Raw genomic sequence first — 12,293 nt, 5'->3', positions numbered from 1 at the left:
ACATAACAGCCCGAAACTTTGGATAAAAAAGTGGTCGAACCGCTGAGTTACTTTCTATTTTGCAGCCCGTGACGCAGCCCGTTTATGACGAATCACTTCTATCACGCCCGGCAATACGGAAAGGACGATAATCGCCACAATCAATAATTTCAGGTTTTCCTGAACTATTGGCAGATCGCCAAACAGATAGCCTGCATAGGTGAACAGCAATACCCACAGCAGCGCGCCTACAACGTTATACATCGCAAAGTGGCGGTAGGACATGTGTCCCATACCGGCAACAAATGGCGCAAATGTACGCACGATAGGCACGAAACGCGCCAGGATAATCGTTTTCCCGCCATGACGCTCGTAGAACGCATGGGTTTTATCCAGGTAGCTGCGACGAAAAATTTTGGAGTTCGGGTTACTAAAGAGTTTCTCACCGAACAACCGGCCAATCGTGTAGTTCACCGCATCGCCGACAATCGCAGCCACAATCATCAACGCCACCATCAGATGAACATTGAGATCGTTAGTTGGCAGCGCAGAAAGCGCGCCGGCAACAAACAGCAGCGAGTCTCCCGGCAGGAACGGCGTCACTACCAGCCCGGTTTCACAGAACAGGATCAGAAACAGAATCGCGTATACCCAGATACCGTATTCCGCGACCAGCTCCGCCAGGTGCACATCAATGTGCAGAATAAAATCGATAAGAAAGTAAATCAGATCCATAGTTTTGCCTTTATACGACTCAAATTAGTCCGCCAGAAATAGCGGGCCCATTGGCGGTTTTGGCAGGTCGAACCGGTCAGGGTAATCTACCGCGACCAAATACAGTCCTTCCGCTTTCGCCGTTGCCGCTGCCAGCGTTCTGTCCTTCGCCGCTAACAGTTCTGCTATCCAGCTCTCCGGCTGGTTGTTGGCGCCTACTTCCATCAGGCTACCGACAATATTCCTGACCATATGATGTACAAAGGCATTCGCTTTAATATCCACCACCACATATGCGCCAAAACGTTCAACGTTTATGTGCATCACGTTACGCCACGGCGTGCGCGACTGGCATTGCACCGCACGAAACGAGGTAAAATCATTTTCGCCAATCAGACACTGGGCCGCACGATGCATACGCTCAGCATCCAGCGGCTCATAGTAATGGGTTACCCCTTTGCCCAAAACCGCAGGGCGCAACCGATGATTGTAGATGATGTAGCGATAACGGCGAGCCGTGGCGCTGAATCGGGCATGAAAATCATCAGGTACAGCTTTCACCCAGCGCACGGCGATGTCACCAGGTAAATTCGCATTTACGCCCAACGTCCAGGCGGCATCTTTACGCTCAGCGTGCGTTTCAAAATGTACGACCTGGCCTGTGCCATGAACGCCCGCATCCGTGCGCCCCGCACAAAAGACATTGATACGCTCATTCGCGACCTGAGAAAGCGCTTTTTCCAGCTTTTCCTGAACGCTACGCACTTCGTTCTGGCGCTGCCAGCCATAATATTTGCTGCCGTCATACTCAATGCCCAGCGCAATTTTATGGGGTAGCGGCTGTTGCAGGTCCGACATTAGTACAGATACTCCTGCACCAGTTTTTCCGCAATTTTCACCGCCATCAACGCGCCACCAAAGCGTACGTTGTCTGCCACGGACCAGAACTGAACCTGCTCCGGCATACCGTAATCGTTATGTACACAGCCGATGGAAAGATGTGGGGTACCAGACGCATCGCCAACCTGAGTCGGGAAATCGGTCTCTTCCGACAACACCACGTCTTCAGCGCGAGAAAACGCATCGCGCGCTTCTTCCGCCGCCAACGGACGCAGGGCTTCAAAATTCACCATCTGCGCGTGACCGTAGAATACCGGTGACTGTACGATGCTAGCGGAGATAAGCAGACCGTCATCCTGCATAATTTTGCGCACTTCATCGACGATACGACGCTCTTCGCGCACACTACCTTCGCGATCTGGCAGCAGCGGCAGCATATTGAATGCCAACTGGCGACCAAAGAAATCGTCTTCGTCAATCGGGATACCATTGAGCAGTTTCGCACTTTGCCCTGCCAACGCATCCACCGCTTTTTTACCGTGCGCGGAGGCCGACAGAATATTGGTCACCGTAATACGTGAAAGACCACCTTCATCAATCAGCGGTTTCAACGCAGACAACAGTTGACTGGTCAGGCTAGTAGGGACTGCAATCACATTGCGGTTGCGATAATCTGCCAACACGAACGGGTTAACGTCCGGAACCACCAGCGGAACGTCAGGCTCAAGTGCGAACAGACCACTGCTATCGATAACCAGGCAACCGGCATTGGTTGCTTCTTCCACCCATGCAGCGGTGGCCTCAGCGCCCGCAACAAAAAATGCCAGTTGTGCCTGCGTCCAGTCAAAGTCTGCAACATCCTGAACAATGACCGATTTACCGTTAAAACGCAGGTGCTCACCAGCGCTTTCGTTACGCGCCAGCGCAAAAATTTCACCGACCGGGAACTGGCGTTCAGCCAGCGTATCGAGCAGGGCTTCGCCTACGGCGCCCGTTGCGCCCAGAATGGCAATGTTCCAGCCTTCAGACATGGTGATTTACTCCAGAAATACATAAGCGTCCCTGTCGCATTATTCGACAGGGAGCATTAAGAAGACATTAATGTGCCGGGTGATGAACCGCGTTAAAACCCAGCTTACACAGCAAGGCGGCAGCCGTTGCGTCGTCACACATCACGTATAAAGACGACCATTCACGGCGCTCAAGATAATTTTTACGCAGTTTATCAAACTCACCCGGAATTCCAGCGACTTTACGCAGCGGCGCATCATCGCGGCGCACATCATACACTAAATGCGCCAGCCTTTTCAGCGTTGGCTGATCTAACGGGCCATGCAACGTGATACGCCCAAATTCCGGCGCAGGTAACAGGGTGTTCAGCGCAACGTGCTGTTCGCGACCAATAAACTTACTATAGGCCTCAAAGACCTGCGTGGTCCCACGCGCTTTTCCTTCCAGGGTATACCCGGCAATGTGCGCCGTGCCGATATCGGCTTTCTCCAGCAACGCCACATTGAGATCCGGCTCGCCTTCCCAGACATCCAACACCACGCTCAGCGCCTGCCCGGCGTTAAGCCGATTCAGTAATGCCGTATTGTCGATAACCGGCCCCCGGCAGGCGTTGATCAGAATGGTGCCCGGCTTCAGCCGACTCATCAGCGCGTCATCCGCAAGGTGCAGCGTTTTGTACGGACCGTCTTTAAATAACGGCGTATGGAAAGTCAGCACATCGGCCTGCTGTACCAGTTCGTCCAGCGAGCGGAAATCGCCCTCGTCACCGCGATCGGCCCGCGGCGGATCGCACAGCAAGGTACGGATCCCCAGCGCTTCCAGTCGCGCCTGCAAACGTCCGCCCACGTTACCAACACCGACGATGCCCACGGTACGATCGCGTAACGCAAAACCGTCGCGCTCCGCCAGCATCAGCAACGCTGAAAAAACATATTCTACGACCGCAATCGCATTACATCCGGGCGCTGCGGAAAAACCGATTCCCGACTGCGCAAGCCAGGCTTCATCCACATGGTCCGTGCCTGCGGTTGCCGTACCGACAAATTTAACCGGTTTTCCGCTGAGCAGTGATTCATTGACTTTCGTCACCGAGCGCACCATTAAGGCATCCGCATCATCCAGTTCGGCAACGGGAATCGGACGACCAGGAACCGCTTTGACCTCCCCCAAACGACTGAACAGTTCGCGGGCATAGGGCATATTTTCATCAACGAGGATTTTCACGTCTTTCGCACCTGTTTGAGAACGAGAGTTAACCGGGCAAGTGTGCCATAATCTCGCCGCCAGGCATACTGCGAGACCTGGTCAGCACAGATTTAAGGAACAGAGACGATGCAGCCCATTTCAGGTACGCCCGCTCGCCCTCCCGGCGAAGGCCAAAATGCCCCCTCCGTTGCAGGTGAGCAACCGTTATCCACGATACAACGTACCGTGCTGGAACGACTGATTACCCGTTTGATTTCGCTCACTCAGCAGCAAAGCGCTGAGGTGTGGGCCGGAATGAAACACGATCTGGGCGTCAAAAGTGATACACCGTTGCAGTCACGTCACTTTCCCGCCGCCGAACAAAATTTGAACCAGCGGCTGGAAGTCGCACAACAGAACCATGCTAATCGTCAGGTGCTGTCGCAGCTCACGGAGCTATTGAGTCAGGGAAATAACCGTCAGGCGGTGAGTGATTTTATCCGCCAGCAGTACGGGCAGACGGCGCTTAGCCAACTCACGCCTGAGCAATTGAAGAACGTGCTGACCCTGTTGCAACAGGGTCAGCTTTCGATACCGCAGCCACAGCAGCGTCCGGCTACCGATCGTCCGTTACTCCCCGCAGAGCACAATACGCTGAACCAGTTGGTGACCAAACTGGCGGCGGCCACGGGCGAATCCGGTAAGATGATCTGGCAGTCTATGCTGGAGCTGTCTGGGGTAAAAAGCGGAGAGTTAATCCCCGCCAAACAATTTTCGCATCTGGTCACCTGGCTGCAGGCGCGCCAGACGCTCAGTCTGCAAACTGCCCCGACCTTACAAACACTGCAGGCGGCGCTGAAGCTGCCGTTAGAGCCGAATGAGCTGACGGCAATCAAAGAGTACGCGCAGCAGACGTATCAGATCCAGCCACAATCGATTCTGACCACGGTTCAGGTGCTGGACTTGCTGAATCAAATCTTCCTGCGCCGCGTGGAACGTGACCGGGAGCAGGAATTAAACGATCCGCGCCATCCTCAGCCCATTTACAGCCCATTCGCGCCGATGATTGAAACGGTTAAATCATTGTCGACACGACCGGGACTGATATTTATTGCCTTGATGATTGCGTTAGCCATTTTCTGGCTGGTCGCTTAGCCTTTTCGCAGAGTCAGCAACGTCACAACAATTCCCACCACGGCGGATATCGCCCCGGCAAGGAATACCGAGGGATAGCCGTACGCGGTGGCCAGAACACCGGCGACAGGGCCGCTTACGCCGTAGGAGATATCCTGAAATGCGGCGTAACCGCCCAGCGCCGTACCGCGAACCTGCGCGGGCACTCGCTTCACAACCTCAACGCCCAATGCCGGGAAGATAAGCGAACATCCGGCCCCGGTTAATGCCGCCCCGAGCAGAGCAACCCAGGCAGAGGGAGCCTGCCACAGCAGGATCAGACCCGCAGTTTCAACCAGCAATGAAACAACGGCGACCTGCACGCCGCCGAACCGGTCCGGCATCCAGCCAAACAGAATGCGCATCAGCACAAATGCCCCGCCAAACGCGGTCAGGGTGAATCCCGCCATCGTCCAGCCATTGCTGACAAAATAAAGCGAAATAAACGTACCGATGACGGCAAAACCCACGCCCTGCAATGCCAGACCCAGGCCCGGTTTCCAGATAAGCCCGACCACGCTCCACAGTGAAGGTCGCTCCCCGGCATGCGCAGGCACTTTACGAACGGTGCCGTTGAATGCCCAGGCCAGCAGCGGTAATACCATCGTGGTTCCCGCCAGCGCCGCGAAGCCGAAGTGGCTATGGATCAGCAAGCCCAACGGCGCACCGGCAGCCAGCGCACCGTAAATCGCCATCCCGTTCCACGACATCACCTTACCGGAACGCGTTGGGCCAACCAGCCCCAGCCCCCAGGTCAGCGTTCCGGTGAGCAGTTGGCTTTCGCCAAAGCCGAGGATCAGACGTCCGACAATCAACAACGCAAATTTCACCGGGACAGAGACAGGTAATAGCGCGGCTAAAAGCCACGCCGCGCCCGCCAGCGCACAGGCAAACATCCCCTGTAGCGCCGAACGTTTAGCGCCATATTGATCGGCTAAGCGTCCGGCATAACCTCGCGTTAAGACCGTTGCCAGAAACTGTACGCCTACGGCGATACCGACCATGGTATTGCCATAGCCCAGCTCGTGGTGCACAAACAGAGGAATGACGGGTAAAGGCAGACCGACCGTCATGTAGGTCAGGAAAACCGCAAAAGCGATACGAAACAGCGAAAAGTTCGCCGACGGTGTTTTTTTTTGTTGGGTTACTGCTGTCATGCGTTACTCCAAAATGCAGAGTAAGGCGAGGAATGCCCACGCCCCCTCTACCTGACTTTCAGGATTAAGGTGCGTTGGATAACGTTAAACGCTTACGCATTATCAAGAGGATAATGTTGAAGCTGGAGTCTGCCTGTAAACCAGATAGATTGTCAACGATATAAAAAAGGGAGCCTGGCGGCTCCCTTTACTGTGCAGCATGAGCCGGATAACGGATCCGGCGCAATATTGATGCTTACAGCTTACGCATGACCAGCGTCGCGTTAGTGCCGCCAAAGCCGAAGCTGTTGGACATCACGGTGGTCAGCGCCTGCTCGGTCGGTTTGGTCACGATGTTCAGACCTTCCGCCTGCTCGTCCAGCTCTTCAATGTTGATGCTCGGCGCGATAAAGCCGTGTTCCAGCATCAGCAGAGAGTAGATAGCTTCCTGTACGCCAGCCGCGCCCAGAGAGTGACCGGTCATGGCTTTGGTTGCCGAGATTGCCGGGCTCTTATCGCCAAACACTTCACGGATTGCGCCCAGCTCTTTCACGTCGCCTACCGGAGTAGAAGTACCGTGGGAGTTCAGGTAGTCGATAGGCGTGTCTACGCCGTGCATCGCCATCTGCATGCAACGTACTGCGCCTTCACCTGACGGTGCAACCATGTCTGCGCCATCAGAGGTTGCGCCGTAACCGACGATTTCCGCGTAGATGTGCGCGCCACGAGCCAGAGCATGTTCCAGCTCTTCAACCACCACCATACCGCCGCCGCCCGCGATAACAAAACCGTCGCGGTTTGCATCATAGGTACGGGAAGCTTTCGACGGGTCGTCGTTATATTTGGTAGACAGCGCGCCCATTGCGTCGAATTCACACGCCATTTCCCAGCACAACTCTTCGCCGCCACCAGCAAACACGATGTCTTGTTTGCCCAGCTGAATTTGTTCTACTGCGTTGCCGATGCAGTGCGCAGATGTCGCACAGGCAGAGCTGATGGAGTAGTTTACGCCGTGAATTTTGAACGGCGTTGCGAGGCAGGCAGAAACACCGGACGCCATCGCTTTGGTGACCACATACGGGCCAACCGCTTTCAGACCTCGCGGGCTACGCATTGCGTCAGCGCCGAACACCTGAAAACGCGGGGAGCCGCCGCCGGAACCTGCAATCAGGCCAACGCGCGGGTTATTCTGGTAATCTTCTGCAGCAAGACCGGCATCCGCCACAGCCTGCTCCATGGAAAGGAATGCATAGATGGATGCGTCGCTCATGAAGCGCACTACTTTGCGGTCAATGAGGCCAGTGGTATCCAGTTTTACGTTGCCCCATACGTGGCTACGCATGCCGGAGTCCTTCAGCTCCTGAGAGAAAGTGATCCCTGAACGTCCTTCACGCAGAGATGCCAGGACTTCCTGCTGGTTATTACCGATGCTGGAAACGATGCCCAAGCCAGTAATCACTGCACGTTTCATTCAATACCTCTGTAAGTCGCACTATTTTAAAGTTTCGAGTGGCACAATAGCGTACACTTGTACGCCGAACAAGTCCGATCAGCCATTTAATGTGGAAATTTGCGCAGCCAGGCACTCATCGCTAAGATCGGGGCACAGCCTGCCAGACGAGTAACTTACGTGAAACAATACGCTATACAACCTGCCAACCTTGAATTCAACGCTGAGGGTACACCTGTTTCCCGAGATTTTGATGATGTCTATTTTTCCAATGATAACGGGCTGGAAGAGACACGTTACGTCTTCCTCGGCGGGAATCATCTCGCACAGCGATTTCCTGCGCATTCACGTCCCCTTTTCGTGGTGGCTGAAAGCGGGTTTGGCACCGGGCTTAACTTCCTGACGCTCTGGCAGGCATTTGCCGATTTTCGCGATACCCACCCTGACGCTACCCTGGAAAGATTACATTTCATCAGTTTCGAAAAATATCCGCTGACGCGTGAAGATCTGACCCTGGCCCATCAGCACTGGCCGGAGCTTGCTCCGTGGGCCACGGCACTGCAAGAGCAGTGGCCGCTGCCGCTGGCGGGATGCCATCGTCTGCTTCTTGATAATGGGCGCGTCACGCTGGATCTGTGGTTTGGCGATATTAATGAACTGACCAGTAAACTGGATGACTCTTTGAATCAAAAAGTGGACGCCTGGTTCCTGGACGGTTTCGCACCGGCGAAAAATCCAGACATGTGGACGCCAACGCTGTTTAACGCGATGGCCCGACTGGCTCGCCCCGGCGGCACGCTGGCCACCTTCACATCGGCAGGCTTTGTGCGACGGGGGTTGCAGGAAGCCGGGTTTACAATGCAAAAACGCAAAGGCTTTGGCCGCAAACGCGAAATGCTTTGTGGCGTTATGGAACAGACTCTGGCGCTCCCTTCATCGGCTCCGTGGTTCACGCGCACGGGCACAGATAAGCGCGAAGCCGCTATCATTGGCGGTGGCATCGCCAGCGCATTGCTGTCGCTGGCGCTACTGCGCCGCGGCTGGCAGGTCACGCTCTATTGCGCGGACGCAAAACCTGCCGCAGGCGCATCAGGTAATCGTCAGGGCGCGCTCTATCCGTTACTCAGCAAGCATGATGCGGCCATTAATCTCTTTTTCCCCACCGCGTTTACCTTCGCCCGCCGACTGTATGACGCCCTTCCGGTTGAGTTCGCACATGACTGGTGCGGCGTGACGCAGCTCGCCTGGGATGAAAAAAGCCAGCAGAAAATCACTCAAATGCTGTCTCTTGAACTGCCCGATGCACTCGCCGTCGGCGTAGACGCACAGCAGGTGTTGCAAACGACAGGCGTGGAAACCGGATGCGGCGGGATTCAGTATCCGGCAGGTGGATGGTTGTGCCCGGCGCAGTTAACCACCGCCGTACTGGACTATGCCACAACGCTGGGATTACGTACCCGCTACCAACACACGTTGGTCTCACTGACGCGCCAGACAGCAAGCTGGCAATTGCAGTTTGCCTGTGGAGAAACCGCCACTCACGAAGCGGTGGTTCTGGCTAACGGCCATCGCATTAACCGCTTTGAGCAGACGCAGTCGTTACCGGTCTATTCCGTTGGCGGTCAGGTGAGTCATATCCCCACCACGCCTACGCTGTCAGCGCTGCGCCAGGTGTTGTGCTACGACGGTTACCTCACGCCGTATGACCCGCAAAACCAGCAACACTGCATTGGCGCCAGCTATCATCGTGGGTGTGAGGAGACTGAGTATCGCGAGGACGACCAGCAGCAAAATTGTCAGCGTTTAATCGACTGCTTCCCGCACGCCGCATGGGCAAAAGAGGTGGACGTCAGTGCGCATGCCGCCCGCTGCGGGGTCCGCTGCGCTACGCGCGATCACATCCCGATGGTGGGCAATGTCGCGGACTATGACGCCACGCTCAGCCAGTACGCCACGCTTGCCGAAGACAAAGCGCACGCGGTAAGCGCCCCGGTGTATGTCAATCTATTTATGCTGGGCGCGCTGGGGTCACGCGGGTTGTGCTCAGCCCCGCTGTGTGCAGAAATTCTGGCAGCGCAAATGAGCGATGAACCCATTCCTATGGATGCCAGTACGCTGGCGGCACTGAACCCGAATCGGTTGTGGGTCAGGAAGTTATTGAAGGGTAAAGCGGTGAAATAAAATACTCTCTCATCATTGCCTGATGCGCTGCGGCGCTGCGCTTATCAGGCCTACAAACTGAACCCGAATCGTCAGTCCACGTAGGCCGGATAAGACGCCTTAGCGTCGCCATCCGGCACAATCCACTGCAATTATTATTGCGTTGCCTTTTGAAATAAAGCGTCCCACATCTCTTTCACTAACGCCTGGTCACGCGGCGAAAGTTCGCCTGCGCTAATCGCTTTTTCCAGGCTGCTGGTCACATTGGTGTACAATGCCTCAGCGGAATGGTCCTCGCCAGCGTCCAGCTCTGCTACGGCCAGCGTCAGGTGCCCACGCAAATAGCCACTGGCAAACAACTCATCATCGCTGGCGTGCTCTACCATATCGTCGATTAATGCCAGAATGCGTGATTCAAACTCCGCGATCATCTTCTTTCCTCATTGTAAACGTGGCGGCGGCTTCAGTTGAGCGCTTCGGGCCACGGGAATTGTTCCGCCTTAAGTTCAGGCGTGTGATAATAATTCTGTAACGCGTTAATAAAGCGCGCTGGACGCTCCGGGATCCCCTTTTCCAGATATTCCATCACCTGGGCATGAACACGACGCTGGAATACCACGCGATCCGGTTCAAAGTCGCCGTTCAGATTGTCGCAACTGACGTTAAACGGATAACCCGCCGCCATGCAGAACAGCCAGTCAAACGCCTGCGGCTTCACTTCCACATCTTCAAACTGGCATTGCGTGTTCGCGTCGCGTCCGTCCGGGCAGTACCAGTAACCAAAGTCAACCAGTTCACGACGCGCTTTACCCGCAATACACCAGTGCGAAATTTCATGTAAGGCGCTGGCGTAATAACCATGCGCAAAAACGATACGGTGATACGGTACTTCCGCATCAGCAGGAAGATAGATCGGTTCGTCATCGCCTTTAATCAGACGGGTATTAAATTCATCGGCAAAGCAGCCGTTAAAAATCTCAATTAACTGTTCGTAGTGATGGGTGTTATTCATTAGTTCATCCCCAGCCAGTGGAGAATCTCCTGTCCATGATTATCGTAAAGTAGCTTGGCGCTCATCACGGCGGAGACAATGACGATCATTGGCCGAATGAGTTTTTGTCCTTTGCTGAGCACCAGTCGCGATCCCATCCGTGCGCCAATGAACTGGCCAATGAGCATCACAAACCCGGTCGCCCAAATCACTTTGCCGCCGAGGGCAAACAGCAACAGTCCACCGATATTCGAGGTGGCATTTAATACTTTGGCGTGGGCCGTCGATTTTGCCAGGTTATAGCCGCACAGCATGACAAAAGCCAGCGCGTAGAACGATCCCGCCGCCGGGCCAAAAAAGCCATCGTAAAACCCAACGCAGCCCCCGGCCACCAGCGCGAAAGGCAAACCGTGCAGCCGACGCTGCCGGTCTTCTTCGCCCACTCTGGGCATCAACAGAAAGTAGAGGCCAATACAGATAACCAGCACCGGCAGGATCTGGCGTAATATGTCGGACTGCACATGCTGGACCAACAACGCGCCGCTCATGGAACCGACAAAAGTCATGAAGATGTTGAGCTTCTGATCCGCCAGATTCACCACGCCCCGGCGAATAAAATAGATCGAGGAAGAGATGGATCCCCCGCAGGCCTGTAGCTTATTGGTGGCCAACGCTTGCGCGGGCGGCATTCCGGCCGCCATCAATGCCGGGATGGTGAGTAAACCGCCGCCTCCGGCCAGAGAGTCAATAAAACCTGCCAGCATTGCCACAAAAAAAAGCACACCTAACAGCAGTGGCGACACCATAAACAGAGAGACAAAATGATCCATTAGAGTACATGCTCATCCAGTAGCGCCTGGCAGGAAGGCGGCAACGGCGGCGGTGTCTTCTTCTCAGGCTTGGTGGTTCCAGGTTTAGGAGGTTCGAACCAGCTTTGCAGCTCTGCGCCACAGCCATCGCCTGGAGGAGGCAACGGTTGATCTTCGCACTCAAGGCTGTCAGCAGGACAACGTAATCGTACGTGCATATGCGCACGATGCTGGAACCACGGTCGCACTTTACGCAACCAGTCCCTGTCAGTCCCTGCATCCAGACACAGCTGCTGCTTAATCGCCGGATTCACAAAAATGCGCGTGACTTCATTATCTTTTGCCGCCAGCCTAATCAGGCTGAAAATCTCCGGCTTCCACAGCGACGGCACGACATGTTTGCCATCCCGTGAGACCAGATCTAACGCCTGAGGACGCAGCAGTTGTGACTGGGTCCAGCGCGTTTTCGGCAACTGCAGGAAAATATCGACATCCAGTCCCGTCTGGTGGCTGGCGTGACCGCCATTGAACCGCCCACCGGCCGGCATACCCATATCGCCGATTAACACCGTGCCCAGCCCCAGATTATTCGCCTGATTACTCAGACGCTGGATAAACATCACCAGATCCGGATGACCAAAATAACGTCGCTGATCGGTGCGCATCACCTGATAGTGTTCAGACTGTACAGGCAGCGTCTCAGCGCCAACAATACAGCCATTGGCGAATGCGCCGATAGACTGCGGGCTGCCCGCCACCGGATGGGTAATTTTCTGCCAGGGCGTCGCCGCCAGGCAGGCGGTGCTGGCAAAAAGAGCTAACGCCGCAAGTGCCGTTTTTTTCAT

At 55.2% G+C, this 12,293-nt stretch carries 12 protein-coding genes; 2 read left to right on the top strand and 10 right to left on the bottom strand.

What is annotated here, in order from left to right:
• Positions 1-54 precede the first annotated feature (54 nt).
• From M4I31_RS07440 to pdxB, 4 genes are all read right to left on the bottom strand, one after another.
• Positions 55-714, bottom strand: a complete 660-nt coding sequence (locus M4I31_RS07440) for a DedA family protein (protein ID WP_003028140.1) — start codon at positions 712-714, stop codon at positions 55-57.
• 24 nt (positions 715-738) lie between these two features.
• Positions 739-1,551: a tRNA pseudouridine(38-40) synthase TruA gene (truA, locus tag M4I31_RS07435; RefSeq protein WP_085047806.1), complete on the bottom strand. Its 813-nt coding sequence runs from the start codon at positions 1,549-1,551 to the stop codon at positions 739-741.
• A complete protein-coding gene (locus M4I31_RS07430; protein WP_085047805.1) occupies positions 1,551-2,564 on the bottom strand; it encodes an aspartate-semialdehyde dehydrogenase in 1,014 nt (337 codons plus the stop codon). The genes truA and M4I31_RS07430 overlap by 1 nt, the downstream gene beginning before the upstream one ends.
• Before the next feature lie 67 nt (positions 2,565-2,631).
• On the bottom strand, positions 2,632-3,768 hold the full coding sequence (gene pdxB, locus M4I31_RS07425) for a 4-phosphoerythronate dehydrogenase PdxB (RefSeq protein WP_085047804.1): 1,137 nt from the start codon (positions 3,766-3,768) through the stop codon (positions 2,632-2,634).
• Between the two features lie 108 nt (positions 3,769-3,876).
• Here pdxB and flk point away from each other — a divergent pair, with 108 nt between their 5' ends.
• Positions 3,877-4,884 (top strand): flagella biosynthesis regulator Flk, encoded by a 1,008-nt coding sequence (gene flk, locus M4I31_RS07420; protein WP_069323375.1) that lies wholly within the window; start codon positions 3,877-3,879, stop codon positions 4,882-4,884.
• Here the strand turns inward: flk and M4I31_RS07415 are convergent.
• Together M4I31_RS07415 and fabB are read right to left on the bottom strand one after the other, a co-directional pair.
• Positions 4,881-6,059 (bottom strand): MFS transporter, encoded by a 1,179-nt coding sequence (locus M4I31_RS07415; RefSeq protein WP_085047803.1) that lies wholly within the window; start codon positions 6,057-6,059, stop codon positions 4,881-4,883. The genes flk and M4I31_RS07415 overlap by 4 nt on opposite strands.
• Positions 6,060-6,294: 235 nt before the next feature.
• Entirely contained in the window at positions 6,295-7,509 is a 1,215-nt protein-coding gene (gene fabB / locus M4I31_RS07410; protein ID WP_085047802.1) for a beta-ketoacyl-ACP synthase I, read from the bottom strand.
• Positions 7,510-7,668: 159 nt separating this feature from the next.
• Here fabB and mnmC point away from each other — a divergent pair, with 159 nt between their 5' ends.
• On the top strand, positions 7,669-9,669 hold the full coding sequence (gene mnmC, locus M4I31_RS07405; protein WP_085047801.1) for a bifunctional tRNA (5-methylaminomethyl-2-thiouridine)(34)-methyltransferase MnmD/FAD-dependent 5-carboxymethylaminomethyl-2-thiouridine(34) oxidoreductase MnmC: 2,001 nt from the start codon (positions 7,669-7,671) through the stop codon (positions 9,667-9,669).
• A 134-nt stretch (positions 9,670-9,803) separates the two neighbouring features.
• Here mnmC and M4I31_RS07400 read toward each other — a convergent pair whose 3' ends face one another.
• Genes M4I31_RS07400 through mepA form a run of 4 tightly spaced genes read right to left on the bottom strand, consistent with a single transcriptional unit; the run spans position 9,804 to position 12,293 of the window.
• Positions 9,804-10,079, bottom strand: coding sequence for a YfcL family protein (locus M4I31_RS07400; RefSeq protein WP_038642363.1), 276 nt, complete (start codon positions 10,077-10,079; stop codon positions 9,804-9,806).
• 32 nt (positions 10,080-10,111) lie between these two features.
• Entirely contained in the window at positions 10,112-10,660 is a 549-nt protein-coding gene (locus M4I31_RS07395; RefSeq protein ID WP_038642365.1) for an elongation factor P hydroxylase, read from the bottom strand.
• On the bottom strand, positions 10,660-11,469 hold the full coding sequence (locus tag M4I31_RS07390; RefSeq protein WP_038642367.1) for a sulfite exporter TauE/SafE family protein: 810 nt from the start codon (positions 11,467-11,469) through the stop codon (positions 10,660-10,662). The genes M4I31_RS07395 and M4I31_RS07390 overlap by 1 nt, the downstream gene beginning before the upstream one ends.
• Positions 11,469-12,293: a penicillin-insensitive murein endopeptidase gene (mepA, locus tag M4I31_RS07385; RefSeq protein ID WP_038642368.1), complete on the bottom strand. Its 825-nt coding sequence runs from the start codon at positions 12,291-12,293 to the stop codon at positions 11,469-11,471. Before mepA ends, M4I31_RS07390 begins: the two co-directional genes overlap by 1 nt.

Origin of the sequence: Citrobacter sp. XT1-2-2, assembly GCF_023516235.1 — a bacterium.
Taxonomy (GTDB): domain Bacteria; phylum Pseudomonadota; class Gammaproteobacteria; order Enterobacterales; family Enterobacteriaceae; genus Citrobacter; species Citrobacter werkmanii.
The sequence above is the reverse complement of the archived record's forward strand: the minus strand, read 5'-3'. Positions and strand labels throughout refer to the sequence as shown.